20 protein-coding genes and 1 tRNA gene are annotated in these 18,676 nt (G+C 64.4%); 7 read left to right on the top strand and 14 right to left on the bottom strand.

Features of this window, described 5'->3' with window-relative positions; all coding sequences use genetic code 11:
• Positions 1–12: 12 nt before the first annotated feature.
• From IC762_RS28075 to IC762_RS28050, 6 genes are all read right to left on the bottom strand, one after another.
• A complete protein-coding gene (locus IC762_RS28075) occupies positions 13–270 on the bottom strand; it encodes a hypothetical protein (RefSeq protein ID WP_195785413.1) in 258 nt (85 codons plus the stop codon).
• A 309-nt stretch (positions 271–579) separates the two neighbouring features.
• Positions 580–1,522 (bottom strand): IS630 family transposase gene (locus tag IC762_RS28070; protein WP_195785264.1). Its coding sequence is split into 2 segments (ribosomal slippage): positions 580–1,185 and positions 1,187–1,522, totalling 942 coding nucleotides; the frame shifts between segments, so codons are not numbered across the junction.
• A 419-nt stretch (positions 1,523–1,941) separates the two neighbouring features.
• On the bottom strand, positions 1,942–2,469 hold the full coding sequence (locus IC762_RS28065) for a hypothetical protein (protein WP_195785412.1): 528 nt from the start codon (positions 2,467–2,469) through the stop codon (positions 1,942–1,944).
• Between the two features lie 586 nt (positions 2,470–3,055).
• A tRNA-Val gene (locus IC762_RS28060) sits at positions 3,056–3,130 on the bottom strand.
• Positions 3,131–3,246: 116 nt separating this feature from the next.
• Positions 3,247–4,542, bottom strand: a complete 1,296-nt coding sequence (locus IC762_RS28055) for a hypothetical protein (RefSeq protein ID WP_195785411.1) — start codon at positions 4,540–4,542, stop codon at positions 3,247–3,249.
• Between the two features lie 140 nt (positions 4,543–4,682).
• Positions 4,683–5,294 (bottom strand): DUF1134 domain-containing protein, encoded by a 612-nt coding sequence (locus tag IC762_RS28050; RefSeq protein ID WP_195785410.1) that lies wholly within the window; start codon positions 5,292–5,294, stop codon positions 4,683–4,685.
• Positions 5,295–5,447: 153 nt separating this feature from the next.
• On the opposite strand from IC762_RS28050, the gene IC762_RS28045 reads away from it, so the two are divergent.
• Positions 5,448–5,912, top strand: a complete 465-nt coding sequence (locus IC762_RS28045) for a YHS domain-containing (seleno)protein (RefSeq protein WP_195785409.1) — start codon at positions 5,448–5,450, stop codon at positions 5,910–5,912.
• Between the two features lie 14 nt (positions 5,913–5,926).
• Here the strand turns inward: IC762_RS28045 and cysQ are convergent, their stop codons facing one another.
• Positions 5,927–6,754 carry a 3'(2'),5'-bisphosphate nucleotidase CysQ gene (cysQ, locus tag IC762_RS28040; RefSeq protein ID WP_195785408.1) on the bottom strand — a complete coding sequence of 276 codons (828 nt, stop codon included), beginning with the start codon at positions 6,752–6,754 and terminating at the stop codon, positions 5,927–5,929.
• 136 nt (positions 6,755–6,890) lie between these two features.
• On the opposite strand from cysQ, the gene chpT reads away from it, so the two are divergent.
• The 6 genes from chpT (at position 6,891) to IC762_RS28010 (ending at position 13,466) form a co-directional block, all read left to right on the top strand.
• Positions 6,891–7,538 carry a histidine phosphotransferase ChpT gene (gene chpT, locus IC762_RS28035; RefSeq protein WP_195785407.1) on the top strand — a complete coding sequence of 216 codons (648 nt, stop codon included), beginning with the start codon at positions 6,891–6,893 and terminating at the stop codon, positions 7,536–7,538.
• A gap of 186 nt (positions 7,539–7,724) precedes the next feature.
• Positions 7,725–10,439 (top strand): hybrid sensor histidine kinase/response regulator, encoded by a 2,715-nt coding sequence (locus tag IC762_RS28030; RefSeq protein WP_195785406.1) that lies wholly within the window; start codon positions 7,725–7,727, stop codon positions 10,437–10,439.
• Positions 10,440–10,451: 12 nt separating this feature from the next.
• Entirely contained in the window at positions 10,452–10,922 is a 471-nt protein-coding gene (locus IC762_RS28025; RefSeq protein WP_195785405.1) for a chemotaxis protein CheW, read from the top strand.
• A gap of 57 nt (positions 10,923–10,979) precedes the next feature.
• A complete protein-coding gene (locus tag IC762_RS28020; RefSeq protein ID WP_195785404.1) occupies positions 10,980–11,345 on the top strand; it encodes a response regulator in 366 nt (121 codons plus the stop codon).
• A gap of 76 nt (positions 11,346–11,421) precedes the next feature.
• On the top strand, positions 11,422–12,597 hold the full coding sequence (locus tag IC762_RS28015; RefSeq protein ID WP_195785403.1) for a protein-glutamate methylesterase/protein-glutamine glutaminase: 1,176 nt from the start codon (positions 11,422–11,424) through the stop codon (positions 12,595–12,597).
• Positions 12,594–13,466 (top strand): CheR family methyltransferase, encoded by an 873-nt coding sequence (locus IC762_RS28010; RefSeq protein WP_195785402.1) that lies wholly within the window; start codon positions 12,594–12,596, stop codon positions 13,464–13,466. The genes IC762_RS28015 and IC762_RS28010 overlap by 4 nt, the downstream gene beginning before the upstream one ends.
• Positions 13,467–13,638: 172 nt before the next feature.
• On the opposite strand, the gene IC762_RS28005 is transcribed toward IC762_RS28010, so the two are convergent.
• The 7 genes from IC762_RS28005 to IC762_RS27975 form a co-directional block, all read right to left on the bottom strand.
• On the bottom strand, positions 13,639–14,796 hold the full coding sequence (locus IC762_RS28005; protein ID WP_195785401.1) for a glutathionylspermidine synthase family protein: 1,158 nt from the start codon (positions 14,794–14,796) through the stop codon (positions 13,639–13,641).
• 19 nt (positions 14,797–14,815) lie between these two features.
• Entirely contained in the window at positions 14,816–15,025 is a 210-nt protein-coding gene (locus tag IC762_RS28000; RefSeq protein ID WP_195785400.1) for a hypothetical protein, read from the bottom strand.
• A gap of 103 nt (positions 15,026–15,128) precedes the next feature.
• Positions 15,129–15,542: a hypothetical protein gene (locus IC762_RS27995; protein WP_195785399.1), complete on the bottom strand. Its 414-nt coding sequence runs from the start codon at positions 15,540–15,542 to the stop codon at positions 15,129–15,131.
• A 2-nt stretch (positions 15,543–15,544) separates the two neighbouring features.
• Positions 15,545–15,949 carry a DUF350 domain-containing protein gene (locus tag IC762_RS27990; RefSeq protein ID WP_195785398.1) on the bottom strand — a complete coding sequence of 135 codons (405 nt, stop codon included), beginning with the start codon at positions 15,947–15,949 and terminating at the stop codon, positions 15,545–15,547.
• Positions 15,950–16,166: 217 nt separating this feature from the next.
• A complete protein-coding gene (locus IC762_RS27985; protein ID WP_195785397.1) occupies positions 16,167–16,631 on the bottom strand; it encodes a hypothetical protein in 465 nt (154 codons plus the stop codon).
• Between the two features lie 75 nt (positions 16,632–16,706).
• The gene (locus IC762_RS27980; RefSeq protein WP_195785396.1) at positions 16,707–17,672 is read right to left on the bottom strand and encodes a glutathione synthase; all 966 of its coding nucleotides are present in this window, start codon (positions 17,670–17,672) and stop codon (positions 16,707–16,709) included.
• Positions 17,669–18,535: a hypothetical protein gene (locus tag IC762_RS27975; RefSeq protein ID WP_195785395.1), complete on the bottom strand. Its 867-nt coding sequence runs from the start codon at positions 18,533–18,535 to the stop codon at positions 17,669–17,671. The genes IC762_RS27980 and IC762_RS27975 overlap by 4 nt, the downstream gene beginning before the upstream one ends.
• Between the last annotated feature and the right edge of the window lie 141 nt (positions 18,536–18,676).

The raw sequence follows: 18,676 nt of genomic DNA, 5'->3' as shown, positions 1-18,676 counted from the left end.
GAGAACCGTACATCACAATTTGAACTCCACCGACTCTTTTCCGCCGGTTGTGGACATCCGGGCTTTCAAGGCTTCGACTTCCTTGCTCAAAGCTCGGATAATTTTGGCTACGTCCGAGTCGTCAAATTGGTAGGCATTTTTGTTCCCCAATTTGCCGATGACGCGGATAGCCTTGATGGCGTTGATTGTACGGCTTTCCGCTAGTTCGACGAACTTTTCGCGCTTGATATTTTTTGCTGAATCCTTCTGTCCAGCAGATTTTTCAAGCATTTATCTTCTCCTTTGTGCTTGAATTCCTATCCGTATATTATCGTATAATATATCCTCTAAATTATTAGATATAAGGAGTCCAGAAAATTTTCGAAATTGGCGAGAGGTAAGGGGCGCTCCGACCCCCGTGCACTACTAGGAGGGCGAGCTGCCAATCAGGTTCGCTGAGCCATGCTCGCAGATCGTCGCGGAGCGTTGACCGCAAACCTGTTCGTGGGACGAAGCTGAAGAAGCGCTGCCTTCGAGGGATTGCGGCAAAGCTCGGCCTACGGAAGCGGCGGGTCCAGCGGTGACTAGAGCCTTTCCGATTTAGACAGAAGCATATCCTGCGTTGCGCAGGTAGTTTGCGCATTCTTGCGGTGTGAAGTGTTGGAGAAGACTGCCAATGCGACGCCAGACGCCGTCGACGGTGCGTTCTTCAGCCTTGCGGAGCAGGATTTTGAGCTTTGCGAAGACCTGCTCGATCGGATTGAGGTCGGGGCTATAGGGCGGCAGGAAGACGAGCCGGGCGCCCGCGGCGCGGATGGCCGTGCGGATAGCTTGGCCCTTGTGGGAGCCGAGATTGTCCATGACGACAATGTCGCCGGGTTGGAGCGTTGGCACCAGCAACTGCTCGACATAGGCACGGAAGCTCTCGCCGTTGATCGGCCCGTCGATGACGCAGGGGGCCGCGATACGGTCGTGCCGGAGTGCTGCGAGGAAGGTCATCGTCCGCCAATGGCCGTGCGGGACCTGAGCCCTGAGAGGGGCGCCCCGTCGCCACCAGCCATGGGTCCGGGCCATGTTGGTCTTTGCCCAGGTCTCATCGATGAAGACGAGACGAGCAGGATCGATTTTCGACTGGTGTCGTCTCCACCAGGCCCGGCGGCGCGCGATGTCAGGACGATCCTGCTCTGTCGCGAACACGGTTTTTTTTGAAGCTGATGCCTTGGCGCTTGAGGAATCGCCAGAGCGTGTCGCAGGACACTACGACGCCGCGCTCCCCAAGCTCCGCCAACAGCGCGTGCAGGGTCAGATCAGGCTTCGCGGTCAGCCGAGCCAGCAGCCAGTCGCGCTCACCTTCCAGCAGGTAAGGCCGCCTGCCGCCCATCGGCCTGGCCGCCGCGCTGCCTGTCGCTCGCGCCCGCTGCGACCATTTCACGACGCTCGCAACGCTGACGTCATACAGTTCCGCCACCGCCCGGCACGTTTCGCCACTTGCAACCAACCCAACAACACGCTCACGCAGATCCAGTGAGTATGCTCGCGCCATCCTTGCTGGCCTCCGTCCCAGCAGGAAGCTTGAATCAGAGCTCACCTGATTTGGGAATCCCCGATTCAGACAAAGTCGGAAAGACTCTAAAGATATAGAACTCGCACGAGCGCGGGCCGCAGTATGAACTCAGGTTCAGTTACGTAGCGTCGTCAGTCGGATATCTGAGGCTGGAATGGCTGCTAAACTAACGAGCTGGGGGAGTCGTAGCTTGTCCGGTATGGTGGACGCACAAGGGATCGAACCTTGGACCTCTCCCGTGTGAAGGTCTTGTAAAGCTAATTATAAGCTATTGAAATATAATAGATATTTTTCTCAGAGCGCGTCGGTTGGGCGTTTTTTGGGCGACGACCTTAGAGTGCATTCCTAGGTGGATTCAGGCGCGACAAATGGCGATGCGTTCTCTGCTTGCGGAAGCGTCAGGAACTCGAATTCAGCCAACCAGTCCGAGGCTCCGGAACTGACATAGCCGTCTTCAAGGCATGCAATGCTCGAAGCGGAAATCCACACGGTCCACCCCACGCCTTGTCGTAGCCGTCGGCACCGTACTCATCCCAGATCGCCTGCGCGGCTTCTAGGACCGCACGGGCAAAGTCTTCCGGCGAGCATTGGGCTTCGAGCAAACAAATACCTTCCGCGTCCGGGGAAGGTGGGTTGGCTAGATACTGAAAGGTCAGGACGCGAAGGCGGAAATCAGTCCAGCTTGATTGGGTGGGATTCCAATATGGTCCGGCGACTAATCGCCATTCCATGGGCTCGGCGTCAAGGGAGACTTCTGCTCGCGATGCTGAAGTTGCAATCATAAGCGCCGCGCGAACGAGATCGCCCAACGCATCCGTGCAGTAACCGAAAGGGCCGACAACGACTGAGGTTGCGCCGACGACTAGTTGGAAACGCGACCAACCGTGTTGACCAAGGTTGTACTGGATGCGGACCTTGTCGGACATTCCTAGACCCACCCATCCACACGTTGCCCAAACGTGTCCATTTCAAGCACATTAACTCGCTTGTCGCTGAGCCCAATCCTCTGGATAGGGCTCGTGATCCGCCGCAAAATCAGAAGTGTAGATGCCCCGGCTATATAGGCGATAGTAGATCGTCATAGCCTCAAAATGGCATCCAGCCTCAAATCGGTGGACGCACCTCGCCCTGCTACTGAGGAGCTTGCGGAAATCATCGCCGTCCGGGCCGGCAAGACACACGCCCTCGATAATGTTGTCTTCATCTTCGTCTTCCCATATCTCGTGAACGAGCGCCGCCATGGACATTCCGCAGGGTAGATCGCCACAGATACTAGGCCTTTGACCTCTCCCTATCCTACGAAGAGCGCCCGACCTCATTTCAAAAATTGCGAGCTCCACAAGTCATTGAGCGAAAGCGCCTTAACGTTCTCGCGCGTCTGCGGCAACAATTTGCGAGCATTCGAGTGGGCGGATTTTGGGCCAATCTAGCGTATTCTGACGCTCGAAAAAGCAACGAAACGCACATTGGAACTAAAGCGGGCAGCAAAAAACCCTTAAAACAAGGGGTTAATGGTGGACGCACAAGGGATCGAACCTTGGACCTCTCCCGTGTGAAGGGAACGCTCTCCCGCTGAGCTATGCGTCCGGGATCTGACGGTGCGACAGGCCGTCTTGGTCGGCGGGCCGGTCGAAAAGGCGCTGGGTCAGAGCGTGCGATTTACGAAGTGCCGGGTAGCGGTGTCAAGCCGGGAGCACGCGAAATCACGCGCCCTGCTGGCGGGCACGGGAGGCGTGGGACTGCAGCGCCCGGATGCGTTCGGCCAGGGTGCCGCCACCTTCCGGCGGGCTGCTCGCCGCAGACGCGCCATTGGCGGTGCCGTTGACCGGCTTCGCGGCGGCCTTGGCCGGTACGGTCGGCTCGGCCGCCAGCATCGCCTCGATCGCCGAATTCGGCCCCTCGAGCTGGATCGCGAGCTTCGCCACTTCGGCAGCGATGTCGTTGATGCGCTCGCGCAGCAGCGCGTTCTCCATCCGCTCGGTGGCCCAGGAGCTTTCCGCCTGCTGCTGGATCGCGTTGATGTCACGCTGCAACTTGCCGCGCTCGTCGCGCGCGGCCCGCAACTGCTCCTCGACCGCGGCCTTCTCCTGGCGCAGCTTCTCCAGCGCGGACGACTTGCCCCCGCTCGATGCTGCGATCTCCTCGCGCAGTTCCTGCAAGGTGCGTTCGGCGGCGGCATTGGCCTGCTTGAGCTGGCCGTTCTCGTATTCGCGCTCGGTGAGTAGCTTGCCCTGGGTCGCAAGCCGGCCCTCGAGGTCGTTGACGCGGTTGCCGAGCATCTCGGCTTCCTTGACCTGGACGATCAATTGGCGATCGAGATCGGTGACGCGCTGGCTCAGATTCTCGACCCGGCCGCGGGCGTCCGTGAGGTCGCGCGTCGCGGTCTCCGACTGACTGCGCTCCTGGAGGAGGCGCGCCTGGGTCGCCGAAAATTCCTTCTCGGCCTCGCCGACGCGGCTCCTCAACTCCTCGACCTGGGTCCGCACCGCGACCAGCTCGATCTGGCGGGTGTCGGCCGTCATGGAGCGGTCGCTGAGCTCGGCGTTGATCTTGCCGAGCTCGGCCTGCTTGTCGCTCAATGCCTGCTCGGCACTGCGCAGCAGCTCCCCCTTGGCGGAAAACTCCTCCTCGGTGGCGCGCAGCTGCTGCTTGACCGCCTTCTCGCGCGCTTCGAACGCGAAGATCGCGGCGTTCTTCTCGCCGAGCTCGATCTTCATGCGGTTGATCGCGTCGGTCTTCTTGCCGAGCTCGGCGAGCTGGCTCGTGGTCTTGTTCTTGAGCTGCTCGACATTCATCTCGAGCCGGCGCGCCGACATCGCGAATTCGGCGCGGAGCTGGTCCTTGTCGGCCTGGATCTCGGCCATCGACAGCGGGGTGGCGGCTTCCAGGCGGCGCGTCGTCAGCCGCACCGCGCGGTTGTGCACCAGCGGCACGATCATCAGTCCGCACAGCATCGAGATCAGGAAACCGATCGCCGCGTACATGATCGGTTCGACCATGAAGGGTTACTCCACCAGGAAAGAATTCGTTAATCACAATGCCACGGCGGGCCAGCCAAAGGCCAGCCCGTCGCAGCGTTAACCTTTATTGCGATGAGCAGCCGGCTTGGCCGGGCGGCACGACCCCGTCGATGCGGCGATCAGAACGGGTTCCAGGTCGCGCGCGGGGTGTATTTGAGATAGCCGACATTGGCGCCGAGCCGCAAGCCGATGCCGGAGCGGATCGGTACCAGCACGATGTTGCTGGCGGTCAGCGCGGTCATGCCGAAACCGCCAACGATATAGGCCGAGCCGTCGATGCCGACGAAGCGCTGATAGATCGCCTGGGTCGAGGGCAGGTTATAGACCAGCGTCATGGTGCGCGCGCCATCGCCACCCCAGTCGAAGCCGACCGAGGGACCCTGCCAGTAGACCCGGAGGTCGCCCGCGTTCTTGGTGTAGAGCGTGCCTTCGCCGTAGCGCAGTCCGGCCACGAACGCGCCGGAGCCTTCCTCGCCCAGCACATAGCCGTTGGGCAGGCCCCATTGGCTGACCGCGCGCTCGATCACCGAGGCGAGCCCGCGCGAGACGTTGCCGAAGAATTTGTGGCCGGCGTTGACCAGCTCCTCAGGTCCGTAAGTATACGGGGTCGGGTCACGCTGGGGCGGCGGATATTGCGGCGGCGGGCCCGGGGGTTGCTGTGCGGACGCCTGTGCGGTCCAGCACATCAGCGCGGCGAACGCGACCGCGGCAAGGCGTGATGCGAAAGTCATAAAGAACCCCTGCTATCGAAATCCGGGCGCAGCCCCTTAACCTGACGCCAACAAGCTCGGCTCTAGGTTGCGTCCAGTGTCCCCTCGACTCGGATGTTATCGGTACCAACTATGACGGCACAACGGCAGGAAAGATACGGTTGGCGCCGGGGAATGGCGTTTTTCGGCCTGTTGGCGGGCATTTTGGCGACCGCATCGCCCGACCCGGCCGTCCGCGCCTCCACCACCGAGCGGGTGGTGACCAATCGTTATTCCGGGCTTGCGATCGAGGGATTCGATCCGGTGGCCTATTTCACCGATGCCGAGGCCAGTTTGGGCCGGCCGGAATTCGAGGCCGCCGAAGCCGGCGCGGTCTGGCGCTTCCGCAACGAGGGCAACCGCGCCTCGTTCGTTGCACATCCGGAAATCTATGGCCCGCAATTCGGCGGCTACGATCCGACCGACCTGGTGCGCGGGGTGACCTGCGCCGGCAATCCGCGCTTCTTCGTGGTCGCCGGCAACCGGCTCTATCTGTTCAGCCGGGAGAAAAGCCGCGACGCCTTTGCCGCCGACCCGGCGCATTTCCTGAACGACGCGGTGGCGCGGTGGCCCGAGCTGGAAGCCGATCTCGCGCAATAATCAGGACGCCTTGATCAGGGCGCCTCGTCCGGGTCGCCCCAGGCGATGAATTCCGGCACCAGAAAATCCTCGCGGCCGAGCCCGAAATGCAGCGGATGTCCGGCCGAGTCCGTCACCTTGCCGCCGGCCGCGACCACGACCGCATGGCCGGCCGCGACATCCCATTCCGATGTCGGCGACAGGCGCGGATAGATATCGACCCCGCCCTCGGCGACACGGCCGAACTTGACCGCCGAGCCCAGCACCGCGCGGACGGCACCGCCGCGCGCGTCGATGAAGCCCTCGGTCCGCGCATCGCCATGCGAGCGGCTGACCGCGACCGTCCATGGCGCACCACGCGGCGGACATCGACGGGTGCGGATCGGGACCGCCTCGGCAATCGCGCCGTCCCGCAGCGTCAGCCGCTCGGCGCCGCGGCCGACGATGCCGCGCCAGATCACGCCGAGCGCGGGCGCGCCGACGATGCCGAGCAGCGGCGCACCATGGGTGACCAGCGCCAGATTGACCGTGAACTCGTTGCGGCCGGCGACGAACTCCTTGGTGCCGTCGAGTGGATCGATCAGGAAGAAACTGTCCTTGTAGGGTGGCGTCGCGAGATGAACGCGCTCTTCCGACAGCAGCGAGATATGCGGCGCCAGCCGTGCCAGCCCTTCGACGATGATGTGGTCGGCGGCGAGATCGGCTTCGGTGACCGGCGACCCGTCGCCCTTGCCGGCAACATTCATGCGGGAACGGTCGATGCCGAGAATCGCCGCGCCGGCCCGGATGACGATCCCGGTCAGCTCGTCCAGCAGCGGGGCGGCGCTATCGCAGCCGATTACGGTCGGCTTTGCCTCATTCATGGGCGGGTCTCATATCCTGTTCGTCTCTCCATATCAGCCCCGCCGCAAGCTGGCAGCATGCGTCTTCGCAGTGTATCAAGCCGACAGGCATGCGTGATTCGCACGCCTCCCGCGGCGTGTTTTCCAGGAACAATTGATGTCCGCCACTTCGTCTCCCGGTCCCGCTCCCGATTCGCTCGAACTCGCGGCGCTATTGTGCTCGCGGGTCTGTCACGACCTCATCAGTCCGGTTGGCGCGATCGTCAACGGGCTCGAGGTGCTCGACGACAATCCCAAGCCCGAAGATCGCGACTTCGCGCTCGATCTGATCCGCAAGAGCGCCAAGACCGCCTCGGCGCGGCTGCAGTTCTGCCGGTTGGCGTTCGGCGCCGCCGGTTCCTCCGGCGCGCAGATCGACCTCGGCGACGCCCAGACCATGGCCAAGGGCCATATCGAGGACGGCAAGGTCACGTTGACCTGGAATCTGCCGCGGCTGCTGCTGCCCAAAAATCGCGTCAAGCTGCTCTTGAACATGCTGGTCGTCGCGCAGCAGACGATCCCGCGCGGCGGCTCGCTGACCATCGATCCGGTCGGCGACGGCGAGACGATGAGCTTCCGCATCACGGCGGCAGGCCTCCATGCCCGCGTGCCGCAGAACATCGTCGATCTCCTCGACGGCAATTCGTCGAACACGGTCGATGCGCATGCGGTGCAGCCGCATTACACCCGTCTGCTGGCGGATGCCTGCGGTTTGAAGGTGACGCTCAAGCTCGAGGGCGAGACGGTGATCATCGCCGCGTCCTGAACGCGGGAACTTTATTAATCAGGCGTTACCAAAGGCCGCGCGATTTGATCGCGCGGCCTTATCTCTTTGTTGATCCCGTTCTTTTCCATTTACTCAACCAAACTTAAACGGTTTGCGGAGAAGCTGGCCCGGTTCCGTCAGGCGCGTCGATGTCGCGCGTCGCTCCCGTTTTCAAAGGCTGGTTTCATGGACGATCTGTTGCGCGAGTTCCTGACGGAGAGCAGCGAGAGCCTGGATACGGTCGACAATCAGCTGGTGCAGTTCGAGCAGGATCCGAACAACGCGAAGATCCTGGATAATATTTTTAGGCTTGTGCACACCATCAAGGGCACCTGCGGCTTCCTGGGATTGCCGCGGCTGGAAGCGCTGGCGCACGCCGGCGAGACCTTGATGGGCAAATTCCGCGACGGCATGCCGGTGAAGGCAGAGGCGGTGACGCTGATCCTGTCCTCGATCGACCGCATCAAGGAGATTTTGGCGGGCCTCGAGGCGACCGAGGCCGAGCCCGAGGGCAACGATCGCGACCTGATCGATCAGCTGGAGGCGATGGTCGAGCGCGGTATGGCAGCCATGGCGGCCGCTGAAGAGGTGCCTGAAGTCGAAGCCCCGTCGATGCAGCCGGCGATGACCGAAGGCACGCTGGTGGTGCAGACGCTGGAGCGTCCGCTGCGTCCGGGTGAGGTCTCGCTCGACGAGCTCGAGCGCGCCTTCCGCGAGACCGAGACCGAAGCGGCCGCGCCGGCCCCGCCGCCGGTGGCAAAACCCGCCGCGCCCGTTGCCGAGGCCGCGCCCACCGAGGCCGCCAAGAAGCCGGTCCGCAAGGCAGCCGCCGAGAGCGAGGTCCAGGAAGGCGACAAGATCGCCAACCAGTCGATCCGGGTCAATGTCGACACCCTCGAACACCTCATGACCATGGTCTCCGAGCTGGTCTTGACCCGCAACCAGCTGCTCGAGATCTCCCGCCGCAACGAGGACACCGAGTTTAAGGTGCCGCTGCAGCGCCTCTCCAACGTCACCGCCGAGCTGCAGGAGGGCGTCATGAAGACGCGCATGCAGCCCATTGGTAACGCCTGGCAGAAGCTGCCCCGCATCGTCCGCGACCTCTCCGGCGAACTCGGCAAGCAGATCGAGCTCGAGATGCACGGCGCCGACACCGAGCTCGACCGCCAGGTGCTCGACCTGATCAAGGATCCGCTGACGCACATGGTGCGCAACTCCGCCGACCACGGCCTGGAGACCACGGCCGAGCGGGTCGCGAGCGGCAAGGGCGAGCAGGGCACCATCCGCCTAAGCGCCTATCACGAAGGCGGCCACATCATCATCTGCATCGCCGACAATGGAAGAGGGCTCAACACCGAGCGGATCAAGGCGAAGGCGCTCCAGAACGGTCTCGTCACCGAGGCTGAGCTGGAGAAGATGACCGAGGCCCAGATCCACAAGTTCATCTTCGCGCCGGGCTTCTCCACCGCAGCGCAGGTGACCTCGGTGTCCGGCCGCGGCGTCGGCATGGACGTGGTGCGCACCAATATCGACCAGATCGGCGGCACCATCGACATCAAGAGCGTGGCCGGCGAGGGCGCCAGTGTCACCATCAAGATCCCGCTCACCCTGGCGATCGTCTCGGCTTTGATCGTGGAAGCCGGCGGCGACCGCTTTGCGATCCCGCAGCTCTCGGTGGTCGAGCTGGTGCGGGCCCGCGCCAACTCCGAGCACCGCATCGAGCGGATCAAGGACACCGCGGTCTTGCGGTTGCGCAACAAGCTGCTGCCGCTGATCCATCTCAAGAAGCTGCTCAAGATCGACGACGGCGCCACCACCGACGCCGAGAACGGCTTCATCGTCGTGACCCAAGTGGGCAGCCAGACCTTCGGCATCGTGGTCGACGGCGTGTTCCACACCGAGGAGATCGTGGTCAAGCCGATGTCCACGAAGCTGCGCCACATCGACATGTTCTCCGGCAATACCATCCTGGGCGATGGCGCCGTGATCATGATCATCGACCCCAACGGGATCGCCAAGGCGCTGGGCGCCGCCGGCTCCTCCGCCCATGACATGGCCGACGACAGCGCCGCTGCGCACGCCAATGGCGGCGAGCAGCTGACCTCGCTGCTGGTGTTCCGCGCCGGCAATCACCAGCCCAAGGCGGTGCCGCTCAGCCTCGTCACCCGGCTGGAGGAGATTGCGGCCGACAAGATCGAGCTCTCGAACGGCCGCTACATGGTGCAGTACCGCGAGCAGCTGATGCCGCTGGTGCAGATGGCCGGCGTCCAGGTGCAGACCCAGGGCTCGCAGCCGATCCTGGTGTTCGCCGATGACGGCCGCTCGATGGGGCTCGTGGTCGACGAGATCATCGACATCGTCGAGGAGCGCCTCAACATCGAGGTCGCCGGCTCGCAGGACGGCATTCTGGGCTCGGCCGTGATCAAGGGCCAGGCCACCGAGGTGATCGACGTCGGCCACTTCCTGCCGATGGCGTTTGCCGACTGGTTCTCGCGCAAGGAGATGCGCCCGTCGATGTCGGCGCAGTCGGTGCTGCTGGTCGACGACAGTGCCTTCTTCCGCAACATGCTGGCGCCGGTGCTGAAGGCCGCCGGCTACCGGGTGCGGACCGCGCCGAACGCCCAGGAGGGCCTCGCCGCGCTGCGCTCGGGGCAAAGCTTCGACGTGGTGCTGACCGACATCGAGATGCCCGAGATGAACGGGTTCGAGTTCGCCGAGAGCATCCGCTCCGACCACAATCTCACGGGCATGCCGATCATCGCGCTGTCGGCGATGATCTCGCCGGCGGCAATCGAGCGCGGCCGGCAGGCCGGCTTCCATGACTACGTGGCAAAATTCGATCGTCCCGGGCTGATCGCGGCGCTGAAAGAGCAGACCGCCGAACTGAGCCGGGCGGCCTAAAGGGATCACAGGATGACCAGCAAGACCGAAACCACCGAAGGCGCGATGTCCGAATACGTCACCGCCGTGATCGGCGGGCAGCTATTTGGCTTGCCGATCTCCCGTGTCCAGGACGTCTTCATGCCGGAGCGGCTGACGCGGGTTCCGCTGGCCTCCAGCGAGATCGCCGGCGTGCTCAACCTGCGCGGCCGCATCGTCACCGTGGTCGACATGCGGGCCCGGCTCGGGCTGCCCAAGGCCGATGACGGCCAGCCGCCGATGGCGGTCGGCGTCGACCAGCGCGGTGAATCCTATGGCCTGCTGATCGACCAGATCGGCGAGGTGCTGCGGCTGCCCGATGCCAGCCGCGAGGACAACCCGGTCAATCTCGATCCGCGGATGGCCAAGCTCGCCGGCGGCGTCCACCGCCTCGACGGCCAGCTCATGGTCGTGCTCGACGTCGATCGCGTGCTCGAATTGGTGCCCGACGCCAAAGCGGCGTGAGCAGGGCCAACTGAGGAACCAGACATCCCCTTGGGGATGAGGAAGCAGAGGTCGCAAATGAGAACTTGTCTTGTTGTCGATGACTCAAGCGTCATTCGCAAGGTCGCCCGCCGCATCCTGGAAGGTCTCGACTTCCAGATCACGGAAGCCGAGGACGGCGAGAAGGCACTCGAGGCCTGCAAGCGCGGGATGCCTGACGCCGTGCTGCTCGACTGGAACATGCCGGTGATGGACGGCTACGAGTTCCTCGGCAATCTCCGCCGCATGCCGGGCGGCGATGCGCCGAAGGTGGTGTTCTGCACCACCGAGAACGACGTCGCGCACATCGCGCGCGCGCTGCATGCCGGCGCCAATGAATACATCATGAAGCCGTTCGACCGGGACATCGTCACCGCCAAGTTCCAGGAAGTCGGGCTTCTCTAACTGTTACGTTCGATCCGGCGGCAGAAGCCTTCGGCTCAACGGTTGTTGTGCGTAGTGTTGCGTCGCTGGTGAAGTCATGAGTGTTGCGTTGACAAGCGTTGGGACCCCGACCTCGACCCGTACCGATAAGGTGCGGGTGATGGTGGTCGACGATTCCGTGGTGATCCGCGGGATGATCTCGCGCTGGATCGGCGCCGAGCCCGACATGGAGGTGGTGGCCTCGCTGCGCACCGGCCTCGATGCGGTCAACCAGCTCGAGCGGATCAATCCGGACGTCGCCGTGCTCGATATCGAGATGCCCGACCTCGACGGCATCTCCGCATTGCCGCAGCTGCTGGCGAAGAAGCGCGACCTCGTCATCATCATGGCCTCGACGCTGACCCGCCGCAACGCGGAGATCAGCCTGAAGGCGCTGTCGCTCGGCGCGGCCGACTACATTCCGAAGCCGGAAAGCACCCGCGAAGCCACCGCCGCGGAAACCTTCCGTCACGACCTGATCCAGAAGATCCGCCACCTCGGCCCGAGGGCCCGGCGCGGCGCGGTCCATACCACGGCAAGCCCGCCGCTCGCCCCCGGTCACGACAGGCTGCGCGTCACAACGCCGGGCGCAGCACCCGCCGCGACCGTCGCGCCGGCGCAGATCGCGCGCCGCGCGTTCGGCCTGCTGCCGCCAAAGGTGCTGCTGATCGGTTCGTCGACCGGCGGCCCGCAGGCGCTGATGACGCTGGTCGGCGAGATCGGTCCGGTGATCGATCGCTTCCCGGTGCTGATCACCCAGCACATGCCGCCGACCTTCACCACCATTCTTGCCGAGCATCTGGCGCGCGCCAGCAAGCGGCCGGCACATGAGGCCGTCGACGGCGAGGCTATCAAGCCCGGCCAGATCTATCTGGCGCCAGGTGGCCGTCACATGCGCATCGTGCGCCAGGGGATCGACGCTGTGATTGCGCTCGACGACGGGCCGCCGATCAATTTCTGCAAGCCCGCGGTCGATCCGATGTTCACCTCCGCGATCGACGTCTGGCAGGGCAGCATCATGTCGGTGATCCTGACCGGCATGGGCTCCGACGGCATGCGCGGCGGCAAGGACATCGTCGCCGCCGGCGGCAGCGTGATCGCGCAGGACGAAGCCAGCAGCGTGGTGTGGGGCATGCCCGGCGCGGCGGCCAACGCCGGGATCTGCGCCGCGATACTGCCGCTCAATCAGATCGCAGCGAAACTTGTACGCGTGTTTTCGGGAGACCGTTCGTGACGCCGCTGGACTATGAGTATCTGCGCAAGCTGCTGAAAGAGCGTTCCGGCCTCGATCTCTCGGCCGACAAGCAATATCTGGTCGAGAGCCGCCTGGTGCCGCTGGCGCGCCGGTCGAACCTCGCCGGCATTCCCGAGCTGGTGCAGAAGCTGAAGGGCGGCGCCGAGCCGCTGACGTCGGAGGTGGTCGAGGCGATGACCACCAACGAGACGTTCTTCTTCCGCGACAAGATCCCGTTCGATCACCTGAAGGAGGCCGTGCTGCCGGCGCTGGCGCGAGCGCGCGCCGCGCGACGCAGCTTGCGGATCTGGTGCGCGGCCGGCTCGACCGGTCAGGAGCCCTATTCGATCGCGATGCTGGTGAAGGAGATGACCGCGCTGTTCACCGGCTGGCGCATCGAGATCATCGCCACCGATTTGTCGCAGGCGGTGCTGGAGAAGGCCAAGGCCGGCCTGTTCAGCCAGTTCGAGGTGCAGCGCGGCCTGCCGATCCAGCTGCTGGTGAAGCATTTCGTGCAGAAGGGCGAGCTCTGGCAGCTCAATGCCGATATCCGCGGCATGGTGCAGCACCGCCAGCTCAATCTGCTGCAGGATTTCTCGCATCTCGGCAGCTTCGACGTGATCTTCTGCCGCAACGTGCTGATCTATTTCGACCAGGACACCAAGGCCGGGATCTTCGCCAAGCTGGCGCGGATGCTTGAGCCGGACGGCGTGCTGGCGCTCGGCGCGGCGGAGTCCGTGGTCGGCATCACCAACGCCTTCCGGCCCTATCCGGACCGCCGCGGGCTCTACCAGCCCGGCACTCCCGCCGTCGCGCGCGCCGGTGCCGCGGTCCATGCGCTGAAGGCGGTCGCGTCGGCGGCGCGGTGAGTGCACCTTCGAACCGCTATCGAACTCTCTCCCCGTCACCCTGAGGTGGCCGCTTCTTCAGCGGCCCTCGAAGGGTCGACGGCCACCGACCGGGCCGTGCATCCTTCGAGGCTCGCTCCGCTCGCACCTCAGGATGACGGGGAGGGAGCAGTGTTCGTTCTGGCGTCAACGCCTACAAGATCGCGTGCGGCAAAAACCGGGACGTGTTGCCGGTGATCGGGTTCTCGTCCTCGCGGATCGACAGGCCGCAGGGTGTGCCATCGACCAGCCAGCTCCCGAGCACCGGATACTGCCCGGAAAAATTCGGCAGCGGCGCCAGTGCCTGGCGGATGAAACCTTCGGCGCCGTAGGGGCCCTCTTGCGCGACCAGCGTGGCGCCGGCGCTGATCAGTTCGACATTGGCGCCTTCGCGCGAATAGATCGGCTTGCGCACGAACGAGGTCCCGAGGCTTGCGGCCTGCGGGTCGTCCTCGAAATAGGCCGGCAGTAGATTGGGGTGGTTCGGAAACATCTCCCACAACAACGGCAGGATGCCCTTGTTGGACAGGATCGCCTTCCAGGGTGGCTCGATCCAGCGCGTCGGCGCGGTGGCGATGTTCTTGCCGAAGGCGTCGTGGAACATCCACTCCCAGGGATAGAGCTTGAAGGCGAGCCTGATGGTTCGATCGTCGAGATCGACGAACTCGCCGTCGTCGCGCAGCCCGATCTCCTCGATGTCGAGCAGCGTGGTCTTCAGCCCGGCCTGCACCGCGGTGTCTTCGAGATAGGCGAGCGTGCCGGCATCCTCGGCATTGCCGGTCATGCCGGTGAGATGCAGCGGATACCTGGCGCCGAGCGTCTTCCAGGCCTCGATCAGCCGCTCGTGGATCGAGTTGAACTGGTCGGCGCGTTTCGGGATGATGTTGCGTTCGATCGCCTGCTCGAGCCAGGTCCATTGAAACACCGCGGCCTCGAAGATCGAGGTCGGGGTATCGGCGTTGTATTCGAGCAGCTTGGCCGGGCCGCTGCCGTCGAATTTGAGATCGAGCCGGCCGTAAAGGCTCGGATCCTTGCGGCGCCAGCTTTCCGCGAGCAGGTCCCAATAGCCCTCGGGGATTTTCAGCTGCCGCAGATAGCTGTCATCCCGCAACGCGCGTTCGACCAGCTCGAGGCACATCGCGTCGATCTCGCCGGTCGGCGCCTCGATGCCGCGCTCGATCTCGTCGAGCGTGAAAGCATAGTAGGCGCGCTCGTCCCAATAGCGTTCGCCCTCGATGGTGTGAAAGGTGAAGCCGGCGTTCTCGGCGGTGGTCCGCCAATCGTCGCGCTCGGGGCAGGCGATGCGTTGCATGATCGAGGCTTTGCGTCAGTTAGCTGCCACCATGCGAGGGATCGTCCTCGCCGTAGCGCGCGATGTGGCGGGGCGCGCTGCCGAAGCCGCCGGAGACCGCGCTGCGCGAGGGCTGGACTTTGGCGCGGTGGCGACGACCGCGAGCGCTGGCGGGCGTCACGCCCACCGCCATCCCGCCGACCACGACGCTCCCCATCAGCTTCAGGATGACGCGGCGCGAGCGTTTCATGATTGCGATGCTTCCCCACGATGAGTGGACGCGAGTTTCCATCAGCTATGACCTCTGGGCAAGAGAAAGCGGGTGCGTAACACGTTCACGTGCACGGGATATGTCAGCCGCCGCCGAAACCGAACGCATGGGCGAACGAGCCGAAGCCGCCGCGGCTCACCGACGAGCTCGACGACGAGGATGAGGACGACGACGAGCCGCCGCCGGACGAGGAATCGAAGAAACTGCTGCGCGATGACCAATGGCCGCCACTGCTGCCGCCGGATCCGGATGACGAGCTGCGCGGGCCACAGCCGATGCCCGGTTGCGGGGTCGCCGGCGCGGCCATGCCCGGCGGCGGCGGTGGAGGCGGTTGGCAAGTCTCGCGCGGCATCAGCGCATAGGCGCTGCCGCCGACCGCGAGCGTACCCATCACCAGCAGCGCGACATGGTTGGAGCGCTTGACCGGCGGGCCGTCCGGCGGCGCCGGCACCTGGGGCCGGCGCCGGCCGAATTCGGGATTGGGCTTGCGCGCCATGGTCAGTAGATCATGCAGGCGGCATTCAGCGCGCCTGCGGCCAGCGAGGACAGCCCGAGCCAGATCGCCGCCGCGAGCTCGCCGGCCGCAATCCGCGCCGACAGGTTCGGCACCGGAATTTTGACGATGAAGAACACGATGATCTGCACGATCAGCGCGATGATGCTCCAGATCAGGCAATCCAGCACGTTGGCGGAATGGGCGATGGCGCTGACCACCGGCAGCACGAAGCCGAGCAGGCTCAGGCCGAGCGCGATCGCCGCCGCCGGATCGTTGTCGCGGATCAGCTGGAATTCGTTGTGCGGCGTGACGCGGGTGTAGACGAAGAGGTAGGCGACCACGGCGATCAGCGCCGTGCAGAAATAGACCAGGAACGCCGGCAGCCCGGCGAGGGATTGGAGGATCATGTCGTGGCGCCATCCGTGACATGCGTGACCGGAAGGTGGGCGTGCAGGCGCTCCGGTCAGAGGCTGATTCGTGCTGCGACAGAATTGCACGACCCATTGGTCGGCGCACGGCGATCGCGGGTTCATTTCATTTGCGTTGCAGACGGCCCGGAAGCGCCAGACGAGCTGTCGGGGACGCTCCCGGGATGTTGTGACCTGAACTTTGGACGGCAACCGCCTACTTGATCTTCGCCTTGATCTGGGCGACCTCGTCGGCGAGTTGGTCGACCGACGACTGAAGCTTCTGGATCGGGTCACCGCCGCCGACCTGGGTTGGATCGGGGGGAGCTTCGGCAACCGGCTTGACGACGATTTGGTCGACGATGTCCTTGAAATGCTTGCCGTCGGCATCCTTGACCAGCTTTTCGATCTCCTTCACTTCCTTCGGCAGCTTGTCGGGATGAATCTTCTCGAGATCCTTGTGGGTCTTGTCGAGAATGAGGCTCTTTTCGTGGATCATGTTCTTGTCCTGGATGACGTTCTTGTCGTGGACCAGGGTCTTGTCGACGGCCTTGAGCTGCGCGGCCGTGCCGAGCACCTGATGCAGGTCACGCACACGCAGCTCGCTGAGCGGGGTATCGGCGGTGATGTTCGGCCTGTCCTGCTGAGACACGAAAGGTTCGGATTTCGGATCTTTCGCCATGACCAGTTCTCCCATGCTGAGGTGATGAAACGGGAGCAGGATACCGGGCCCATATCTCGGTAGATATGTACTATCTCACAATGCAACTTCAGCGGGCTTTGCGAAAACCGTCGCTCCCGCAAGCAGTTGTGCGATCGCGGTGCTGATGGGCTGATTTGTCGCACGCTCGAAGAACAGGAAGCCCGGCGAGGGATTGGCTTCGAAGCAGAAGAACTCGTTGTCGGGCGTTTGCTTCAGGTCGATGCCGGAGAGCAACAGGCCGAGACGCTTGGTCAGCGCGATGCATCGCGCGGCGACATCGTCGGGCAATTCGGTCGGCCGCATCGCGATCGGCTGTCCGTCGCCGGCAGCATAGCGATAGTCGACCGATGGCGTTTCGATCTCGGTTGCGAAAACACGATCGGCGACCACATGGACCCGCACGTCGCGTCCTTTGATGCGCTGCTGGAACTGGGCGGGGCCGTGGCGCAGCAGCGGCAGCCGCTCGGCCTGCCGCGCGTCGAAGCGGCGGACGATGGAGCGGACGCCGCTGATCGACTTGTAGATCACGTCGTCATCATGCGCGGCCGCGAAGGCGAGAGCGGCGTCTGGATCGTTGGTGACCAGCGTGGCCGGCACCAGGAAGCCGCAGTCGCGGATCAGCATGGCCTGGTAGGGCTTGCTGTTGTTGGACATGCCGGCGTTGACGGGATTGACGACGGGGCAGGGCAGCGCATCGAGCACCGCGCCCAGCGCCGCCAGCCGCTGCGCCTGTAGCGCGATGGCAGCTTCCGGTGAGAGGCCTGGGATGTCGGGGGTCGCGCTCTGCACCGGCCTGAAATACACGCCGGTGACATCGCCGGCGTCGAGATGCCAGCCGGGACCCGCGATATGGAAGTCGACCAGCGAGCCGTCGCGCCATCGCGCGTGCAGCGCGGGGGCGACGTCGGGATCGGCCGGCACGTTCGGGTCCAGCACGCGATAGGGGAGGCCTTCGGCGGCGAGCCTGGCGCAGACCAGCTCGGTGACCGGCTCGGTGACGCGGCCGCAAATCAGGATCATGACGCGGCCCGCATGTTGTCTGTAGCGGTCAGTGCGCCGGCCAGCGCATCGGCGATGGCGCGGCGTGCGAGAGGCCCGAACAGCTCGTAGCGCACACGCGGCTCGACATCGACGATCCGCGGCGCGGCATCCGAGGTGACGATGAATTCGACGAAGCTCAGCCCGACGCGCGCCGCGAACGCGCGCAGACGCGGCGTCAATCGATCTGCATCCGGCGCCGTGCCGTCGTCCCAGATCAGACTGTTTCCGGCGAGGCAGGCACGCCACGCGCCCTGGTGCAGTCCGGTGAGCCGCACCGGCGTCCGTCGCGCGCCAAGCGCGAGCTCCGCCTTCTCGTCGGCGCCGACGAGTTGCCGGACGCCGCCGGCCGGCGGATCAATCGCAGCACCACCCTGCGCGGCCATGAAGCGCGTCAGCTCCTGCGCGTCCGACGTGACGATGCAGTCGAGCGGCGGCAGTCCGGCTTGCGCCAGCAGCGGGGCCCATGAGAGCAGCGGGCGCCGCGTGTGGTACCACAGCCAGGCCGGCCAGCGGTCGATCACCGGACAGGGCAGCGCCCACAGCCAGCCGAGCAAGGCAGCTTCGCCTTCGGCGTTGGCATAGAGCAAATCCTGCTGCGACCATTGTTCGGACGGCGTGATCCGCGGCAGCGAACGCCGCGATGCCAGCACGCCCTCGATCGCGACCGCCTTGCCGTCGATCGACAGCGCGATGTCGGCACCGGCGTTGTCATATCGCCAGGCACCACACGCCCTTTCGGCAAAGGGATGCGCAAGGATCGACGCGTCGCGGCCCCGTTCGGCGAGCGCATTTGCCATCGCCATGAGGCAGGGATCGTCGGGCACCCCAAGCAGGATGAACATCGGCGGTCCGATCTTTCAGCGAACGAGGTCCAGCCCGGACGGTCCGGGCCGTTCTCGCCTGGATTGTGCGATGATTATCGGTTGCCCACGCGTGAGTTGGTTCACAATGCCGAAAACAAAAACCGTTGCGATGGCGGCGCG

Origin of the sequence: Bradyrhizobium genosp. L, from assembly GCF_015624485.1 — a bacterium.
GTDB lineage: Bacteria > Pseudomonadota > Alphaproteobacteria > Rhizobiales > Xanthobacteraceae > Bradyrhizobium.
The sequence above is the reverse complement of the archived record's forward strand: the minus strand, read 5'-3'. Positions and strand labels throughout refer to the sequence as shown.